18 protein-coding genes are annotated in these 18,617 nt (G+C 54.6%); 10 read left to right on the top strand and 8 right to left on the bottom strand.

The annotated features are described in order from the left end of the window. The first annotated feature begins 118 nt into the window (after positions 1–118). Positions 119–889 (top strand): RNA methyltransferase, encoded by a 771-nt coding sequence (locus ASE07_RS11500; RefSeq protein WP_057290964.1) that lies wholly within the window; start codon positions 119–121, stop codon positions 887–889. Positions 890–1,201: 312 nt separating this feature from the next. On the opposite strand, the gene lexA is transcribed toward ASE07_RS11500, so the two are convergent. Then, on the bottom strand, positions 1,202–1,864 hold the full coding sequence (gene lexA / locus ASE07_RS11495; protein WP_057290963.1) for a transcriptional repressor LexA: 663 nt from the start codon (positions 1,862–1,864) through the stop codon (positions 1,202–1,204). A gap of 308 nt (positions 1,865–2,172) precedes the next feature. Here lexA and rpsF point away from each other — a divergent pair, with 308 nt between their 5' ends. The 4 genes from rpsF to rplI are packed head-to-tail and all read left to right on the top strand — an operon-like array spanning position 2,173 to position 3,647. Next, entirely contained in the window at positions 2,173–2,541 is a 369-nt protein-coding gene (gene rpsF, locus ASE07_RS11490) for a 30S ribosomal protein S6 (protein ID WP_057290962.1), read from the top strand. 18 nt (positions 2,542–2,559) lie between these two features. Next, positions 2,560–2,862, top strand: a complete 303-nt coding sequence (gene priB / locus ASE07_RS11485) for a primosomal replication protein N (RefSeq protein ID WP_057290961.1) — start codon at positions 2,560–2,562, stop codon at positions 2,860–2,862. A 20-nt stretch (positions 2,863–2,882) separates the two neighbouring features. Further along, the gene (gene rpsR, locus ASE07_RS11480; protein ID WP_006462643.1) at positions 2,883–3,167 is read left to right on the top strand and encodes a 30S ribosomal protein S18; all 285 of its coding nucleotides are present in this window, start codon (positions 2,883–2,885) and stop codon (positions 3,165–3,167) included. A gap of 27 nt (positions 3,168–3,194) precedes the next feature. Further along, complete coding sequence (rplI, locus tag ASE07_RS11475; RefSeq protein WP_057290960.1) at positions 3,195–3,647, top strand: 50S ribosomal protein L9; 453 nt, start codon at positions 3,195–3,197, stop codon at positions 3,645–3,647. A 409-nt stretch (positions 3,648–4,056) separates the two neighbouring features. Here the strand turns inward: rplI and ASE07_RS11470 are convergent, their stop codons facing one another. The 4 genes from ASE07_RS11470 to ASE07_RS11455 all read right to left on the bottom strand — a co-directional run bounded on the left by ASE07_RS11470 (position 4,057) and on the right by ASE07_RS11455 (position 8,898). Further along, entirely contained in the window at positions 4,057–5,643 is a 1,587-nt protein-coding gene (locus ASE07_RS11470) for a DHA2 family efflux MFS transporter permease subunit (protein ID WP_057290959.1), read from the bottom strand. 14 nt (positions 5,644–5,657) lie between these two features. Beyond that, on the bottom strand, positions 5,658–6,875 hold the full coding sequence (locus tag ASE07_RS11465) for an HlyD family efflux transporter periplasmic adaptor subunit (protein ID WP_057290958.1): 1,218 nt from the start codon (positions 6,873–6,875) through the stop codon (positions 5,658–5,660). 56 nt (positions 6,876–6,931) lie between these two features. Further along, complete coding sequence (locus ASE07_RS11460; protein ID WP_082584089.1) at positions 6,932–8,407, bottom strand: efflux transporter outer membrane subunit; 1,476 nt, start codon at positions 8,405–8,407, stop codon at positions 6,932–6,934. Between the two features lie 65 nt (positions 8,408–8,472). After that, a complete protein-coding gene (locus ASE07_RS11455) occupies positions 8,473–8,898 on the bottom strand; it encodes a MarR family winged helix-turn-helix transcriptional regulator (protein WP_162256873.1) in 426 nt (141 codons plus the stop codon). Positions 8,899–9,096: 198 nt separating this feature from the next. On the opposite strand from ASE07_RS11455, the gene ASE07_RS11450 reads away from it, so the two are divergent. The 3 genes from ASE07_RS11450 to ASE07_RS11440 all read left to right on the top strand — a co-directional run bounded on the left by ASE07_RS11450 (position 9,097) and on the right by ASE07_RS11440 (position 12,299). After that, positions 9,097–10,482, top strand: a complete 1,386-nt coding sequence (locus tag ASE07_RS11450) for a replicative DNA helicase (protein WP_057290955.1) — start codon at positions 9,097–9,099, stop codon at positions 10,480–10,482. A 77-nt stretch (positions 10,483–10,559) separates the two neighbouring features. Continuing rightward, complete coding sequence (locus ASE07_RS11445) at positions 10,560–11,186, top strand: DUF47 domain-containing protein (RefSeq protein WP_057290954.1); 627 nt, start codon at positions 10,560–10,562, stop codon at positions 11,184–11,186. 105 nt (positions 11,187–11,291) lie between these two features. Further along, entirely contained in the window at positions 11,292–12,299 is a 1,008-nt protein-coding gene (locus tag ASE07_RS11440; protein ID WP_057290953.1) for an inorganic phosphate transporter, read from the top strand. A 116-nt stretch (positions 12,300–12,415) separates the two neighbouring features. On the opposite strand, the gene ASE07_RS11435 is transcribed toward ASE07_RS11440, so the two are convergent. The 3 genes from ASE07_RS11435 to ASE07_RS11425 all read right to left on the bottom strand — a co-directional run bounded on the left by ASE07_RS11435 (position 12,416) and on the right by ASE07_RS11425 (position 15,599). Next, positions 12,416–14,074, bottom strand: coding sequence for a PhoH family protein (locus tag ASE07_RS11435; RefSeq protein WP_200960920.1), 1,659 nt, complete (start codon positions 14,072–14,074; stop codon positions 12,416–12,418). A 279-nt stretch (positions 14,075–14,353) separates the two neighbouring features. Beyond that, on the bottom strand, positions 14,354–14,803 hold the full coding sequence (locus tag ASE07_RS11430; protein ID WP_200960923.1) for a peroxiredoxin family protein: 450 nt from the start codon (positions 14,801–14,803) through the stop codon (positions 14,354–14,356). A 418-nt stretch (positions 14,804–15,221) separates the two neighbouring features. Then, positions 15,222–15,599: an Mth938-like domain-containing protein gene (locus ASE07_RS11425; RefSeq protein ID WP_057291000.1), complete on the bottom strand. Its 378-nt coding sequence runs from the start codon at positions 15,597–15,599 to the stop codon at positions 15,222–15,224. A 187-nt stretch (positions 15,600–15,786) separates the two neighbouring features. Here ASE07_RS11425 and ASE07_RS11420 point away from each other — a divergent pair, with 187 nt between their 5' ends. Beyond that, positions 15,787–17,016, top strand: a complete 1,230-nt coding sequence (locus tag ASE07_RS11420; protein WP_057290952.1) for a pyridoxal phosphate-dependent aminotransferase — start codon at positions 15,787–15,789, stop codon at positions 17,014–17,016. Positions 17,017–17,196: 180 nt separating this feature from the next. Further along, positions 17,197–18,507 (top strand): homoserine dehydrogenase, encoded by a 1,311-nt coding sequence (locus ASE07_RS11415; protein WP_057290951.1) that lies wholly within the window; start codon positions 17,197–17,199, stop codon positions 18,505–18,507. Positions 18,508–18,617: the final 110 nt, after the last annotated feature.

Genomic DNA, 18,617 nt, shown 5'->3' with positions numbered 1-18,617 from the left:
GTTCCGTTAAAATTGCGGTACCGTCGCATACCGCGTTCGGAACCACATTGAATGAATTAATGAGCGATGCGGTAGTTCGTCAGCCAAGGGCCGGCGCCGCGTAATGTCGCTATTTTAAATGAACCAGCCACAAACCAACACTTCTCTTTTCTCGCGCCTTCGTTTTGTGCTCGTCGAAACCAGTCATCCGGGCAATATCGGTGCAGTTGCACGCGCCATGAAAACCATGGGTTTTTCGCAACTTGTGCTGGTGAATCCGCGTTTTCCTGACGCCGTGCATCAGGAAGAGGCAATTGCTTTCGCCAGCGGCGCCCAAGACATCCTTGCATCCGCAAAAATCGTCGGCGGCATAGAAGAGGCGCTGGAAGGTTGCAATTTCGCCGCTGCGCTAAGCGCTCGCTTGCGCGAGTATTCACCACCTGTCACGACACCGAGAGCGCTCGCTTCGACCTTGGTCGATGATGGGAGTCTGAACGCTGCTCTGGTATTTGGGAGCGAGCGTTATGGATTGCCAAACCAGATAATTGAAAAATGTAATGTTCTGATCAACATTCCAGCCAATCCTGACTATTCGTCATTGAACTTGGCACAAGCTGTGCAATTGCTTGCGTACGAGGCGAGAATGGCGGCGGGCGGCGATAGGATTGCTCAATCCCCAATTGGATTTCACGGAGATGCAGCCAGCCTGACACAGGTGGACGGTATGTATGAGCACCTGGAAAAAGCATTGATTGCGATTGAATTCCTCGACCCGGACAATCCCAAAAAACTGATGTCCCGATTACGACGCCTGTTTTCGCGAACGCAACTAGAAACTGAGGAAGTCAATATTTTGCGGGGTATAGCGAGGCACATTCTCGCACGGATAGGAAAAAACCAGGCTGAGTGAATAAGAGTGAATAGAAAAAGGGAGTACAGGGAGTAGCGGGGGATTGATCTAGGTCGAGAGCGTCTCGCGGAGCATTCAGTGAAATGTTTTGTGCCTTGCGCGTTAACTCGGAGACATGTTTGGTACTGAAAGATCGTAGGGCTAACGGTATGTGATGCGCCGAGTTTTTATTCTTATGGGCATGTCACTGTGCAACCGACTGCCTAGCCAGGCCAGTTAATCAATACACAAGTCAATAAAAGAAAGCGCGGCGGCAGGGTGCGGCCACATTGCCGCTACCCTGCAATAGATGTCTGGAGCAACGAACAAGAATTATGCCCAGGCGCGTAGCAGCCCAACAGCCAAGCCCTCAAGCGCAAAGTTGTCGTGGCTGGAATCTACCCGGATCGGCTCAAAATCAGGATTCTCAGGCAGTAGTTCAATTAACGAGCCGCTCTTTTTATACCGCTTGACCGTAACTTCATCGCCAAGGCGCGCAACGACAATCTGGCCGTTTTTTGCGGTGTCGATCTTCTTAACCGCAAGCAAGTCGCCATCCATAATGCCCGCATCACGCATGGATAAACCCCTAACCTTCAGCAGGTAATCCGGTTTTGCGGAAAATAGGGCAGGGTCAACACTGTAGGTCGCTTCAACATGCTCCTGTGCAAGGATAGGCGAACCTGCAGCGACCCGACCGATTAGTGGCAGACTGAGTTGCATGAGGGCGGGATGAGGTAGCGACATCTGACGTCCCGACAGCCGGAGTCCGCTGTCGCCATGCATATCGCGCAGTCGGATACCGCGGGAAGTGCCCGGAGAAATTTCAATTGCACCCTTGCGGGCCAGGGCCTGAAGATGCTCTTCCGCGGCATTGGCCGATTTAAAGCCGAGCTCGGTGGCGATTTCGGCCCGGGTCGGAGGGAAGCCGGTATTTTCGATCGCTTCCTTGATTAGATTCAGGATCTGTTCCTGACGTGCGGTAAGTTTAAGCATGTTTGGCAGCCAAGGTAATCAGCGAAGATCGCCAAAAAATTGGCGAAGATTAATATTTATTGCGTGACTGCTGCAGGTGTTTGCAGTCTGGCCATGCTGTTCATATAGACAGCCTGTATTTTTATACAGGTTTTGTTTGAATGCAAGCGGATATACAGGTTTTTTGGGGTTTTTCGGTTCGATCCTGTTAAGCGCTTGAAATGATTGAGTTTTCCTTTGGTGCAGGTTATGATAGCGGGCTTTCCTCTTCCCACACTCGTCTTGACGCCGAGGTGGGCGATTGTTTAATCCGTCCATAAGGAGAATACATGCGTCATTATGAAATCGTTTTTATCGTCCATCCGGATCAGAGCGAGCAAGTGCCTGCAATGATCGAACGCTACAAGGGTATCGTGACTGCCCGTAACGGCAAGGTACACCGCGTCGAAGACTGGGGCCGCCGCCAGATGGCATACATGATCCAGAAGCTCGCAAAAGCACACTATGTCTGCATGAATATCGAGTGCGACAGCGAAACACTGGCTGAGATCGAAACAGGCTTCAAGTTTAACGATGCCGTCCTGCGCCACCTGACCGTCAAGATGAAGAAGGCAGAAACAGCGCCGTCGCCAATGATGAAGGCTGTGCAGAAGGAAGATGCTGCCAAGAGCCAGCGTTCCGAAGCAGCCGCTGCGTAATTCTGCCAGTCGAGGAGTGTGAATCAGTTACGCCTGATAGCCGCCATTGCCGAGCGTGAAGTATTGCGCTACACACCGGCAGGTATCCCGATCGTGTCGGCAAAATTGTTGCACGCGTCGGGGCAGGTGGAGGCAGGCATCCCACGCCAGGTTGAGTTTGAAATCGTCGCGATTGCCGCTGGCGAAATTTCAGGAAGGCTCAACAAGGCGGAAATGGGGGTGACGATGGTATTCACCGGATTTCTCGCTCGCAAGAATCGCAATAGCAAAAGCCTCGTTTTCCATATCACGGACTTCGACGCTTATTCACCAGATCACTAGATACAGTACAGGAGCCAAACATGGCATTCGGTAAAAAATTCGACAAGAGCAAACTCAAGAACAAGCGCCAGCAGCAAAACCCGCTGTTCAAGCGCAAAAAATTCTGCCGCTTCACCGCTGCGGGCGTTGAGCAAGTGGACTACAAGGACGTCGACACCCTGAAGGATTTTGTTCAGGAAAACGGCAAAATCATGCCGGCACGTCTGACCGGTACCAAGGCACATTATCAGCGTCAGGTTGACACTGCGATCAAGCGCGCACGCTACCTCGCGTTGCTGCCTTACACCGATCTGCACAACGCCTAATTGACGACTGAAGAATAGGAGAAAAACATGCAAGTCATTCTGTTGGAAAAAGTCGTTAATCTTGGCAATCTCGGCGAAGTCGTACGCGTCAAGGACGGTTACGCACGTAACTTCCTGATCCCCCAGCGCAAGGCCCGCCGTGCTACTGCAACTGCTGTTGCAGAATTTGAAGCAAAGCGCGCTGACCTGGAAAAGGCTGCAAACGAAAAGCTGGCCGCTGCGCAGGCACAAGGTGAGAAGCTGAGCGGTACTACTGTCAAGGTCGCTCAGAAGGCTGGCGTTGACGGCCGTCTGTTCGGTTCCGTTACCAATGCCGATATTGCTCAAGCAGTGACCAAGGCCGGCTTCCCGGTCGAAAAGGCTCAGATCCGTATGCCCCAAGGACCGCTCAAGGTCGTCGGCGATCATACTATCGCAGTTGCTCTGCATACTGACGTTGTTGTTGACATCAACGTTGCTGTCTTTGGCGAACAAGCCTGATAGAAGCAGTTGAGGTAGCAATAAAAAAGCCGGCGGAAGCCGGCTTTTTTGTATTTTTGCCTTCTGTTTTTACTACCTTGCCTAGCCTGTTCTTGGGCGGCGAATACGTTCATTACATTTCTGGTATGCGATGGCGAGGCGACTCTGGCTGCTAATCGCAAAGCCGTGTTGATATGCACAAACGCCCGGCATCGATCAACCCGCATCGATGATACAGCCAGGCCAAAAGTACTCCAGGACTTATGTCATTCCCCGGTGTCTGCTCGGCATTTTCTATGAAATGCTATGAACCACAACGCGGTAATCGTTAACCCTAAAACGACATATCGCAGCAAGAGAAGGGCCTCAGAAAAAGGTCTCAATCAGCGCTGCTCTACGCGCAAGTAACGTACGAATGACCGCTGCATCATCAATGGACCGATGCTGGACCGGTGATTTTCTTTGGTTTGGTCAACCAGACCACGCCTGTCAATGCAAAAAAGGCGACCGAGCAATACAGGAAGAACTCGTTGGTCGCGAGCATATAGCTTTGAGCGTTAATCGTGCGCTCGATGACGCCGTAAGCTTGGTCGAGCGACAGGCCAGCTGACTGCAGTATGCCCAGGTAGTTATTGCTGATCGGTGAAAATTGAGACACATTTTCCGTCAGTCGCGCATGGTGGGCACTCGACATATGTTCCCATGCAGTGACACTGATGGCGGTCCCCATGGCTGCGCCTAGCGTACGCAGAAAGTTCGAGAGGCCGGAGGCGGCCGCCATGTGATCAGGTGTGATATTGGCCAGCATCAGCGATTGCACGGGAAGAAAGAAACACGCCATGCCGATACCCTGCACGAGTCGCGGACTGACGATATCCCAGAACCCCACGTCCAGCGACATCTGCGTATTCCACAGCGATACTGCACCCATGACGACGAAGGCAAAGGTAGCAAGCACACGCAAATTCAGTCTCGTGATATTGCGGCCGATAATGGGCGACAGAATGAGGGTAAAGATTCCGATTGGTGCCATCGCCGCGCCGGACTGGGCAGCGGTATAGCCCATCACCATTTGCAGCCAGAGCGGGAATACAACGACCGAGCCGAAATAAGTCATAAATCCGACCGACAACAGAATCACGCCGAATCGGAAGTTCTTGTCCCGGAACAGGCCAAGATCGACAATCGGATGATGCGACGTGAGGACCCACGCAATGAAGAAAGTAAGGCTGACGGCGGCGATCACGCCGAGCGCTGTGATGAACGGGGAGGCGAACCAGTCGTAGTCCTTGCCGATTTCCATCATCAACTGAAGGCTGCCGATACCGACGACCATGAGCAGCAATCCGATAACGTCAAGCGGCGCTTTGACTGTCGGAGACTCTCTCTTGCGCATCAGGGTCCAGATCGTAATGCCGCCGAACAGGCCGATCGGGATATTGATCAGGAAGATCCATGACCAGTGATAATTATCGCTGATATAGCCACCCAACAGCGGTCCGGCTATCGGCGCCAGAATCACTGTCATCGCCCATAGACCCATCGCTGCACCGCGTTTCTCAGGCGGGAAGTTCCGGACCAGCAATGTCTGAGAGAGCGGAACCATCGGTCCCGAGACCAAGCCCTGCAACAGGCGACAGATGACCAGCATGGGAAGGTTTACCGAGAACGCGGCAATCGCTGACATCAACGTAAACGCTAATACCGAGATCACAAACAGCTTGATCTCACCCACACGGCGAGCAAGCCAGCCGGTCAGTGGAACCGCAATCGCTGCGGCGACGGAATAAGCACTGATGATCCAGGTTCCCTGACTGGTCGATACGCCTAGCGAGCCGGCGATGGTTGGAATCGACACGTTGGCGATCGTGATGTCGAGGATTTCCATGAAGGTCGACAATGCCGCCGCGATAGTCAGCAATATCAGCGCAGACCCCTTGAGTGGTGCTTGCGCCGGCATGGCCTGCGCAGCAGCGGACGCATCGGCTGCGCCAGCTCTGACGGATTGCTCTTGCATACCTTGTTCCTGTCTTATTTCAGATTGGCAGCGATGATGGCATCGATTTTTCGTTTTGCTTTTGGATCGGCCACGCCGTCCGAGGCGCCAAATGCGGTCATTGTCTTCTGCGCCGGCGCAGCAGCACCGACCGGCTCGCCGCTCTGCTCATGCAGGTCGACTTCCGCACGCATCGACAAGCCGATCCGCAGCGGGTGGTCGGCCAGTTCCTTCGGGTCGAGCTGGATACGGACAGGAACGCGCTGCACCACTTTAATCCAGTTACCGGTCGCATTTTGTGCTGGCAGGAGCGCGAAAGCGGATCCGGTGCCAGCTCCAAGGCCTGCAATTTTTCCGTTGTACTCGACTTTGCTGCCATAGAGGTCTGCAGTGAGCGTCACGGGTTGACCGACCCGCATTTCGCGCAATTGCGACTCTTTAAAATTAGCGTCGACCCACAACTGGTCGAGCGGCACAATCGCCATTAACGGCGCACCCGGATTGATACGCTGGCCGACCTGCACGCTACGCTTGGCGACTTCACCGCTGACTGGCGCATAAATCGTTGAACGGGCCTGGCTCAACATGACTTCCTGCAGACGGGCAGCGGCACGCTGAACATTCGGATGGTTGGCAACGCTAGTGCCTTCGGTCAGCGCACGGCCAGACGCGAGTTGCTCTTTCGCTGCGTCGAGCGCTGCTTGTGCTCCAGATACAGCGCTCTCGGCATGGCGGATTTCCTCACCCGACACGGCGCCTGACCCGGCGAGCGCCTTGCGGCGGGCAAGGTCGTCCTTTGCGCGTGCCAGTTCTGCCAGGCGCAGCGAAACATTGGCTCCAGCCTGCGCCTGGGAGGCGTACAGCGTGCGTACTTCACGCACTGTTTGCGCGAGCTGGGCTTCGGCCTGCGCCAATGCGATTTCGGCATCCGCCGCGTCGAGTGTGACCAGGGGCTGACCAGCCTTCACAATATTGGTATCGTCGGCATAAATCTTAATCACCGTTCCAGCGATTTGCGGCGTTACGTGTACGATATTCCCCTGCACATAGGCGTTGTCAGTTTCTTCGATAAAACGGGACACAAGCGCCCAGTAAGCGCCAAAGCCGAGTGCCGCGATAGCAAATACGCACGCAATAGTCAGCATGATTTTCTTGCGCTTCGGTGAACCATGACTTGCTGGTGTCGATGCGGCTTGAAGCGCGGCTTGCTGCAGCGGGGTGGAACTTGAATTGGAATTCGGTACTGCACTCATGATGACTCCTGGGTTCTATTCTGTCGTACTGTTGATGCGGTCAAATTAGCTACGCGTCATTTCTGCTGAAGACTGGCCTGAGGCGCTGTGGTGGACGTATCGAATCCGCCACCGAGCGCACGCACCAGCGCGATATTCAGGTCTTCGCGACGCGCCTTCAGGTTGGCCATGGCGCGGCGTTGCGCGAGCAACTGTGATTCAACAGTGAGCACGGTGAGGTAGGGCGACAGGCCGCCCTTGTAGCGCAAGGTCGCGAGGCGATGCGCCTCTTCGGCTGCGGCCAGTGCTTCGCGCGTGACAGCCTCCTCGCGATCGAGGTCCGCGAACCTCGTCAATTGCTCGGCAACATCTTGTGCAGCGCCTAATACGGATTGGTTGTACTGCGCAATCGCAGCATCGATATCGCTTGCCTTGCCTGCATAATTGGCGCGTAAGCGGCCGGCGTCAAAAATTGGCAAGCGAATTGCCGGGCCTGCGCTGTTTGTCAAACTGCCAGCCGACAGTAAGTTGCCGAGGCCGATCGCCTGAAATCCGATCAGGCCGTTCAGGTTGATGTTGGGGTAGAACTGCGCTTTTGCTGCGTCGGCCTCGCCATAGGCGGCCTCTATCCTGGCGCGCTGCGCAGCCAACTCCGGACGACGGCCAAGCAGATCCAGCGGCAACCCGGTCGGCAAGCGAAATCCGGAAAAAGTCAGCTTGGGTCGTGACATACCTTCGGCAGCCGAAGGCATGTCGCCAGCGAGGGCGGCCAATTGTAAACGCGTCACCCTGGCCGAGGTCGCCAGCTGTTCGATTTCGATCCGCAAGCCGGCCTCATTGGTTTCTGCCTGTCGGACTTCGACTTGGGTATCGAGTCCATTTTTGACCCTCTGGTCAATCAGGCGACGGATAGAGCGGCGTTGTTCGAGAGTGGCGGATAAGACGTCCTGCATATCGTATTGAGCGGCAAGTTGCGTATAGGCGCGCGCGATCGACGTCGTCAATGCCAGTCGCGTCGCTTCACGGTCATACACGGCACTCTTTAACTGCGCGTCGGCCGCGCGGATCAGCGCTGCATTCCTGCCCCACAGGTCGAGATCGAGACCAAAGCTGACAGCTGCTTGTCCCTGGCTGACATACTCGCCCCCTGTCCCGACCGGTGGGCGCGGCACAAGATAATTTTCCGACTGACGCCCGTAGCTGAGGTCTACGCTTCCATTGACCTGAGGCGAAGTCGCCGTGTGGCTGAGATCAGCCGATGCTTGTGCACGTGCGATCCGTGCCTGCGCAACAGCGAGATTGGGATTGTTTGCCAACGCATGTTCGATGAGCCTGTTCAGTTGCGGATCACCGTAGGCCGTCCACCATCCCGTTGCCGGCCATGCGTCCTCGGATTGGCTGACCCCTGCGGGCAACGACATGGACACCTTGTTGATGGTCGGATTTGCCGGAGCGATCGGCTGAAAATTGGCACATGACGCCAGCAGCATGCTGAGGGACAAAGTCCCGAGCGGGCGCATCCGGAAAAAGGCGGGGGCAGTCAATCTCATCATGACATTGAGTATTTATTGTTAGGTATAGGAAGGAGTCGTTGCATTAACGAAAAGACGCATGCTGCTCAGGCATTAGCAATCATGCGCCGTAGAAATTCTTTAAATTGTTCGACTTCTTCCGGTGCGAAGCCGCGCAGATGGTGATTCAACGCATCGACGGCGACCTGAATCATCTGGTCCGCCATTTCATGGCCTTTTTCAGATAACGCAACTTCTACTACACGACGGTCGGCGGTACTTCGGCAGCGCTGAACAAAACCTTTTTCTTCGAGCCGATCTAGAAGACGAGTCATGGCACCGGTATCCGTGGCAAATTCCCGGGCAAGATCCGCAGCGGTATTCAAATTGCTAGAGAGCAGCTTCATGAAAATGCCAAGTTGAGCATGCGTCATATCAAACTCGGCAAGACGCCGATCGAACGTAACGGAGAGCTGACCGCCGGCGCGTTTTAACAGATAGCCAATGCTTTCGGCTGAAGTATAAGTTTTCACGGTATACGGTTGAGACATGGCAAGGAATGCGGTCGGCGATAGTAGAGGTAGAGGTTAATATATCTGCCTAGGCAGTGAATGTCAAGGCAGTAAGTGCGGCGACAACTGATTGCAATATGGATATGTGCGCCACACCCGCAAGGAATATTCCCCTAGCTGCCGTGCCTTGCTTTCAGGCGAGAAGGTATAATTCGCGCCATGAATACACGCACCGATCCTCAGCTGGATGCGCTTCGCGTTCCTCCACATTCCATTGAAGCAGAACAGTCCGTTTTGGGCGGTTTATTGCTCGATAATGCAGCGTGGGACCGCATTGCGGATTTCGTGCATGAAGACGATTTCTATCGATATGACCATCGCATCATCTTTCAGCATATCGTCAAGCTGATCAATGCCACCAGGCCGGCAGATGTCATCACGGTCTATGAAGCGCTCACCGGTAGCGGCAAGGCCGACGAAGTCGGCGGACTTACCTATCTGAATGCGCTCGCGCAGAACACGCCATCGGCGGCGAACATTCGCCGCTATGCAGAAATTGTCCGCGATCGCGGCGTTCTACGTAAGCTGATTACGGTTTCCGACGAAATTTCGGGACAGGCCTTTAATCCTCAGGGCAAAGAAGTTAAACAACTGCTCGATGAAGCCGAATCCAAGATCTTCGCGATTGCAGAAGAGGGCGCGCGGGGTGCGCAGGGCTTCCTGGAAATCCAGCCGCTGCTGACGCAGGTCGTCGAACGTATCGATGAACTCTATAATCGCGATAATCAGAACGACATCACGGGTGTTCCTACCGGCTTCGTCGATCTGGATCGAATGACTTCCGGCCTGCAGCCAGGCGATCTGGTTATCGTGGCGGGTCGCCCATCCATGGGTAAGACGGCATTCTCGATTAACATCGGCGAGAACGTGGCGATCGAAAGCGGTCTGCCGGTTGCCATCTTTTCGATGGAAATGGGTGGCGCCCAACTCGCGATGCGTATGCTGGGATCTGTCGGACGTCTGGATCAGCATCGCTTGCGTACCGGCCGTCTCAATGACGAGGACTGGCCCCGGCTCACGCATGCGATCCAGAAGATGAACGAAGTTCAGATCTACATCGATGAGACTCCTGCGCTGAGTTCAATTGAATTGCGCGCGCGGTCACGCCGGCTGGCACGGCAATGTGGCAAGCTTGGACTGATCATCATCGACTACCTGCAGCTGATGTCTGCAAACTCGGCGGGTGAAAACCGCGCAACCGAAATCTCGGAAATTTCCCGAAACCTGAAGGGGCTGGCAAAAGAACTTAACTGCCCCGTGATTGCGTTGTCACAGTTGAACCGTTCGCTGGAACAGCGTCCAAACAAGCGGCCCGTGATGTCCGACTTGCGTGAATCCGGTGCTATCGAACAGGATGCCGACGTTATTCTGTTTATTTACCGTGATCAGGTCTATAACCCCGATTCGCCGGACAAGGGCACGGCCGAAATTATTATTGGTAAGCAGCGTAATGGCCCGATCGGCACTATTCGCCTTACTTTCCTGGGTGAATACACCAAATTCGACAACTATACCGGCGGCAACGCGGTATTTGACAACGAATAACGACACAGACATTCGGCGGCCGACTTGAGTCGGCCGCCGCCAAGACATTAACAATTTGACTTTTTGAGAGTGCAATTATGTTTGGACGATTGATGCCCAATGAGGGCAAGTTCTTCGAGTTGTTTATCCAGCACGGGGAACTGTGCGTAAAGGGTGCAAAGGAAATGGTTGCCCTGATGACCAACTTCGACGATCTCGAAAACCGTGTGCATGCCATTGAAGGCATCGAAAAGCAGGCGGACAAGGTAACCCATCAGACTCTGGATCTCCTGCACAAGACGTTCATTACTCCGCTGGACCGCGACGACATTCACAAACTGATCACGCGCATGGACGACATCCTGGACTTGCTGGAAGATGCGGGCCAGACAATTTCCCTGTACGACATCAAGGCCATTACGCCTGAGGCCAAGCGCCTTGCCGAGCTTTGCCATGCTTGCACGGAAAAGGTAAAGGCTGCGGTGGGCTTGCTGCACAACATGGACAATTCGACGCAGATCCTTGCAATTTGCGAAGAGATCGATCGCCTCGAATCCGATGCTGACCACGTGATGCGCGCAGCTATGTCCAAGCTTTTCCGTGATGAACCCGACGTGCGCAATCTGATCAAACTGAAAGCGATTTACGAAATTCTTGAAACCGTGACCGACCGTTGCGAAGACGTTGCCAACATCATCGAAGGCATCATCGTCGAGAACGCATGACCCGACTCATCCCCGGGGATAAGCGGCTGCACTCGACAGCGCCGGCTACAGATCGTTGCTGTGCTGATGTGTCAGGCGCACGGAATTAAACAAAACAAGAATCTCATGCAAACCCTACAAATCAGCATTTACACACTTGCCTTCCTGATCTTGCTGGCACTGCTGTTCGATTTCATGAACGGCTTCCATGATGCCGCCAACGCAATTGCAACGGTGGTCTCTACCGGTGTGCTCAAGCCGCAGCACGCTGTCGCAATGGCCGCGTTTTTCAACGTTGTCGCCATCTTCTTTTTTCAGTTAAAGGTGGCTACGACGGTTGGTAAAGGAACGATTGAACCATCTGTTGTCGATCATTATGTGGTCTTTGGCGCGCTGGTAGGCGCAATCTTCTGGAATATCCTGACCTGGTATTACGGCATTCCATCGTCGTCGTCCCATGCCCTTATCGGTGGTCTGGTTGGAGCGGCAGTTGCCAAGGCCGGTACCGGTGCACTGATTTCATCAGGCCTGATCAAAACCATCGCCTTCATCGTCCTGTCGCCACTGCTTGGCTTCGTTTTTGGTTCGATCATGATGGTAGTCGTGTCGTGGCTTTTTGTTCGTTCCACACCCCGCCGCGTCGATAAGTGGTTTCGGCGCGCGCAGTTGGTTTCCGCGTCAATGTACAGCCTTGGCCACGGCGGCAACGATGCGCAGAAAACAATGGGCATTATCTGGATGCTGCTGATTGCCGCCGGTTATTCCTCCACGACTGATCCCTTGCCGATGTGGGTCGTGCTGAGCTGCTATGCTGCGATTGGTATGGGCACCTTGTTTGGTGGATGGCGTATCGTGAAAACCATGGGCCAAAAGATTACCAAGCTCAAGCCGGTCGGCGGATTTTGCGCAGAGACTGGCGGTGCGATCACCTTGTTTCTTGCCACTGCACTCGGCGTTCCGGTATCAACAACGCACACCATCACGGGCGCCATTGTCGGTGTAGGTTCGTCACGCAAAATGTCTGCAGTACGCTGGGGCGTCGCCGGCAATATCGTCTGGGCATGGATCTTTACCATTCCTGCGTCTGCCTTCGTTGCTGCCATTGCGTGGTGGATCGGCACCAAGATTCTCTAAGCGTCAATGTTAGGTTCGTCCAGGTACCATTAAGCGAGCTGAAGCCACAAATGAAAAAGCCTGCACACATGTGCAGGCTTTTTTTCTTGGCTTATTTGCTAAGCAAATAGTACCGGCTACAGCACTTCGCTCGCATGATCGGCCAGGCGAGAGCGCTCGCCGCGTGCCAGTGTGACATGGCCACTGTGCGACCAACCCTTGAAGCGGTCGACCACATAGGTCAGGCCGCTCGAACCTTCGGTCAGGTAAGGCGTATCGATCTGCGCGATGTTACCCAGGCAGATGATTTTGGTACCCGGACCGGCACGCGTCACCAAGGTCTTCATTTGCTTCGGCGTCAGGTTCTGTGCCTCGTCGATGATCAGGAACTTGTTGACAAAGGTGCGGCCGCGCATGAAGTTCATGGATTTGATCTTGATGCGTGAGCGGATCAGATCCTGCGTTGCGGCGCGGCCCCATTCGCCGGCGTCATTATCCGACTTGTTCAACACTTCGAGGTTATCGTCAAAAGCGCCCATCCACGGCGACATTTTTTCTTCCTCGGTGCCAGGCAGGAAACCGATGTCCTCACCGACCGGTACGGTGACACGGGTCACGATGATTTCGTTGTAGAGTTTGGTTTCCAGGACCTGCGCCAATCCCGCTGCCAACGCAAGCAGGGTCTTGCCGGTACCAGCCTGACCAAGCAAGGTGACAAAGTCGCACTCGGGGTTCATCAGCAGATTGAGGGCGAAATTCTGTTCGCGATTGCGAGAAGTAACGCCCCAGACACTGTTCTTGCCATGGGTGTAGTCACGCAGCGTTTGCAGCACGGCGGTTTTGCCGTTGATCTGCTTGACCTGTCCATAGAAAGACGCCTCGCCATTGTTGGGCTCCAGGAACACAAACTGGTTGACCAGCAGGGAAGGAACGACCGGTCCAGTCACACGATAGAACGTATAGCCGGTACCGTGTTTGTTTTCCTGCCAGGATTCCATGCCCTTGGCGTGCTTGTTCCAGAAGTCATCAGGCAACTGAACGATGCCGGAATACAGCAGGTCCGTGTCTTCGAGGACATGGTCGTTGAGATACTCTTCCGCCGGCAGACCCATGGCACGGGCCTTGATTCGCATGTTGATGTCCTTCGACACCAGCACCACCGGACGCCCTGGGAACTGGCCTTCGAGGGCGCGAACCACGCCGAGAATCTGGTTGTCGGCCTTGCCGATCGGTAGTCCTTCCGGCAATTCCACGTTCTGCAACCTGGTCTGGAAAAAAAGGCGGCCTTTTGCATCCTTATTGCCCAGCTTGGCGAGTGGAATCCCGTTTTCGATCTCGTGTTCAGCAACACCAGCGACAAGTGCATCGAGGGAACGCGATACCTGTCGTGCATTGCGTGCGACTTCCGACATTCCTTTTTTATGGTTGTCGAGTTCTTCCAGCGTCATCATCGGCAAATAGACATCGTGTTCCTCAAAGCGGAACAGCGACGTCGGATCATGCATCAGCACATTGGTGTCGAGCACGAAGAGCTTGGTTAGCCCAAGCTTGCCGGCGATGCGGCTGGAACTGGATTTAACGAGGCTGTCGGCAGCCTTCGGCTTGGCGGTACGGGTTTTTACGGCAGGCGCCTTTTCAGTTGTTTTGGCGCGTGCTTCAGGAGGAATTTCGATTACTTGCGGAGCGGATTCAACCAGCGTCATCACAGGTTTTACCGATTTGCCTTTCTCTGCCTTGGGGTAATCCTGCGGGGAGAGCATTGTTGCGGGTTTTGTCGGTAATTTGGGCAGTGGCATCAGGACCTCAATCTAAAAATGTATTGAATAGACGACTCGTCGGGGCCAAACGGTTGCACGGCGGGTTGCGGGTTGATTGAAACAGCGGGTTGGGAAAAGCGAGTGCAATACAACCTGAGAAAAGAAAGGTAAAGGATACTGCAGGGATCGGGCAGTGCGATGATGCGTTCCGGAATGCAGAAACGCGAAGTAAAAAAGCCGTTTGAGGGGGAGGCTTGATGCCTCTTCCACAAACGGCCTTCGAAGAGAAAATTCTTTTAGATTCAATGGGTTCAGCGGTTACGCAAGAGCCTTCACGAACTCCAGTACTTCATCAACGTGCCCAGGCACTTTCACTCCACGCCATTCTTTCACCAATGTCCCGTTGCCGTCAATGATAAATGTCGACCGTTCTACGCCGCGTGCCTGTTTGCCGTACATGGTTTTCATTTTCATGACATCAAACAAATTGCAGACTGTCTCGTCAGGGTCCGAAATCAGCTCGAACGGCATGTCGAGCTTGGCCTTGAAGCCTTCGTGCGAACGGATGCTGTCGCGGCTTATACCGAATATCTCTGTGTTGGCCTCTTGAAACTGTGGATAGAGGTCCCGGAATTGCATGCTTTCGGTGGTGCAGCCGGGCGTGTTGTCCTTCGGGTAAAAGTACAGTACGAGCGTCTTTCCCCTGTAATCGGAAAGGCGAAACATCCGGTTGCCAGTCATTTCAGCTGAGAAATCGGGTGCGGTCATATTAAGTGCGGACGGGCTTTCAGCCACAATGGTCTCCTGGTACAAATGTTTTGTCGTTTGTGACGACGGTCAGTGCGTCTGCGGTCAACTGGTAATAAAGGCCGCACCCCTGATGTTATCGAATGTTCATTCAATTTGAAATGCCACACGTCACGGAAACCCGAACTGCCGGATATGGCGCAATGACAACTCAAGTAGGCGTATCAAGTAGGCGTAATCACATCGATCGAGGAACCGCTGCCTGTTCTCCGACATGACGCGAAATCGACGCCTTTGTTCCAGCGATGTTTGCCATATGCCTCCATATGGAGATGCCTTGCAGGTTTTCAAGAAGGCAATTGTGCTGGGGCCATCACCCCTTGATGGTCGCAGGTACCGCGCCGCACAGGATACCGCTTAAGATGCGCGGATATCAGGATCAGGGCTCGTCGAAGATCAGTGCGAGAGCGACCTTGCGACCTTCACCCATCAAGATGTTGTAAGTGCGGCACGCGGCAGGGTTATCCATGCACTCGACGCCGATGCGGCGCGAAGTCAATGCCGCAATCAGTCGAGGGTGAATGAAGCGCTGACGCCTGCCAGTGCCAAGAATAACAACATCGGGCGACACTTCGTCCAGCCGGGAAAAATCTTCTGCCGTCAGGGCGTCGAAGGATGCGACCGGCCATTGCTGCGGTGGCGTTTCCGGCATGACGATCAGGCTGTAGCCGAAGCGCTGAGCATTGATTTCAACGCCTTCTTCATCGTAAGCGGTGACGGTCTGATAATGTTGGGTAGGAGTTGAATGGAGCTTCATGGCGTAATAGACCCGCGAAAAGTCATAAATTTCCGACAACAAGAAGAAAAAGAAGGGGGCATTGTAGCCCTTCCCGGATTAAAAGGCGGCCGTACGCATTGATAAAACGGGTTGCTTTCGGCAAAATGGTTCTTTTGGCGGTGCAGCATTGCACGCCGTTATGCGTAAACCACGAGGAATATACCGAGTGCGACCGATTCAAAAGTCCAGGAAACTGGCAGACGTCTGTTACGACATCCGTGGCCCTGTCTTGGAAAAAGCCAAGCAGATGGAAGAAGAGGGCCACAAAATTATCAAGCTGAACATCGGCAACCTCGCCGTGTTCGGTTTCGACGCGCCCGACGAGATCGTGCATGACATGATCATCAACATGGGCAATGCCGCAGGCTATACCGATTCCAAGGGCATGTTCGCGCCGCGCAAGGCGATCATGCACTACACGCAGGAAAAGAAGATCGAAGGCGTTACGATTGACGATATCTATATCGGCAACGGCGCATCCGAGCTGATCGTCATGGGCATGAATGCCTTGCTCAACAGCGGTGACGAAGTCCTGGTTCCAGCACCCGATTATCCGCTCTGGACTGCGGCGGTCAGCCTGTCCGGCGGCAAGCCCGTGCATTATGTCTGCGACGAGCAGTCCGGATGGCTTCCCGATATCGAGGACATCAAGAAAAAGATCACCTCCAATACCAAGGCCATCGTTGTCATCAACCCGAACAATCCGACCGGTGCGCTCTATCCGGTTGAAGTGCTGCAGCAGATTGTCGATGTGGCGCGCCAGCACCAATTGATCGTGTTTGCCGACGAAATTTACGACAAGACCCTGTACGACGGCGAACAGCACACCTCGATCGCCTCGCTGGCTGACGATGTGCTCTTCCTTACGCTCAACGGTCTGTCCAAGAATTATCGATCCTGCGGCTATCGCGCTGGCTGGATGGTAGTATCCGGCGAGAAGAAGCCGGCCAAGGACTACATCGAGGGCCTGAACATGCTGGCGTCGATGCGTCTGTGCGCCAATGCGCCGGGGCAGTTTGCGATCCAGACCGCGCTGGGCGGGTATCAAAGCATTAACGACCTGGTCGGACCCGGTGGGCGCTTGCTCAAGCAACGCGATCTCGCGCACAAGCTGCTCACTGAAATCCCTGGCGTCACCTGCGTCAAGCCGAAGTCCGCGCTCTACATGTTCCCGAAACTCGATCCGAAGATTTACCCGATCGAGGATGACCAGAAGTTTGCCTATGAGCTGCTGGCGGAGGAAAGGGTCCTGATTGTTCAGGGTACCGGCTTCAATTGGTTCGCCCCCGATCATTTCCGGGTCGTTTTCTTGCCGAACTCCGATGATCTGACCGATGCAATGGGACGCATTGCGCGCTTCCTCGAAGGTTACCGAAAACGCCACGGCACGGCCTGAGGCTGTCAATCCGGTGTCGCCCGCCAAGGCGGGTGTGCCGGGACTGCCGAACCACATGTCTTCAGCAATGAGGGGCGGCAGGGTGGTTTTCCGCAGGCTCTCGCGCGGCGATGGTCCTTGTCATTGGACACTGGACGAACCGCGCAACATTCACCGCTTTTAACACAGACAACACTCGCTATGAAACCCATCAAAGTAGGCTTGCTAGGCATCGGAACCGTCGGTTCCGGAACATTTAATGTTTTGAAGCGCAATCAGGAAGAGATTACGCGCCGCGCAGGACGCAGCATTCAGATTACGATGGTGGCCGACCTCAATACCGAGCGTGCAAGGGAATTGACGAACGGTGAGTGCGAAGTCGTCAACGACGCCAACCTGGTCGTCAATCATCCCGATATCGATATCGTCATCGAACTGATCGGCGGCTATGGCATTGCCAAAGACCTGGTGATGAAAGCCATCGCCAACGGCAAGCACGTCGTGACCGCCAACAAGGCGCTGCTCGCGACCCATGGCAATGAAATTTTCAAGGCGGCCCAGGAGAAGGGTGTGATGGTCGCCTTTGAGGCAGCAGTTGCCGGTGGTATCCCCATCATCAAGGCGCTGCGTGAAGGCCTGACCGCAAACCGTATCCAGTGGTTGGCCGGAATCATCAATGGCACCACCAACTTCATCCTGTCCGAGATGCGCGACAAGGGCCTGGATTTCGATGTGGTGTTGAAAGAAGCGCAGCGTCTCGGCTATGCCGAAGCTGATCCGACCTTCGACATCGAAGGCGTCGATGCCGCGCACAAGGCGACCATCATGTCCGCCATCGCATTCGGTATTCCGGTGCAGTTCGACAAGGCTCACGTCGAAGGCATTACCAAGTTGCAGGCAACCGACATCCAGTATGCCGAACAACTCGGCTACCGCATCAAGCTGCTCGGCATTGCCAAGCGTACTCCCAAGGGGATCGAACTGCGTGTGCATCCGACACTGATTCCGGCCAAACGCCTGATCGCAAACGTGGAAGGCGCGATGAACGCCGTACTGGTACACGGCGACGCAGTCGGGGCGACACTCTATTACGGAAAGGGCGCCGGTTCGGAGCCGACCGCGTCTGCGGTCATTGCCGACCTGGTCGACATCACTCGCCTTGCCACAGCCGATCCTGAACATCGCGTGCCGCATCTGGCGTTCCAGCCTGATGCCATGAACGACACGCCGATCCTGCCAATGTCGGAAGTCACGACAAGTTATTACCTGCGCATGCAGGTTGCCGATCAGCCAGGTGTGCTCGCCGATGTCACCCGCATTCTCGCGGACTTGACGATTTCCATCGATGCGATGTTGCAGAAGGAGCCGGCAGAAGGGGAAACCAAGGCCGATATCATCATCCTAACCCATCAGACGCAGGAGAAGAACGTCGTCGCGGCGATTGCAAAAATTGAAACCTTGTCGACAGTGGTGGGCGAGGTAACGAAGATCCGCCTGGAGCAGTTGAGCTGATCAATCGCGGACGTCGTTTCAGTTCTGCATAAAAATGGCGCCTCACGGGCGCCTTTTTTACTTTCTGCATTCATTACATTGCTTTAGCGATATGGGCATCGCAAATTCAA

This window comes from Noviherbaspirillum sp. Root189, from assembly GCF_001428545.1.
Taxonomy (GTDB): Bacteria; Pseudomonadota; Gammaproteobacteria; order Burkholderiales; family Burkholderiaceae_D; genus Noviherbaspirillum.
This window is presented reverse-complemented; position numbering and strand designations above follow the sequence as displayed.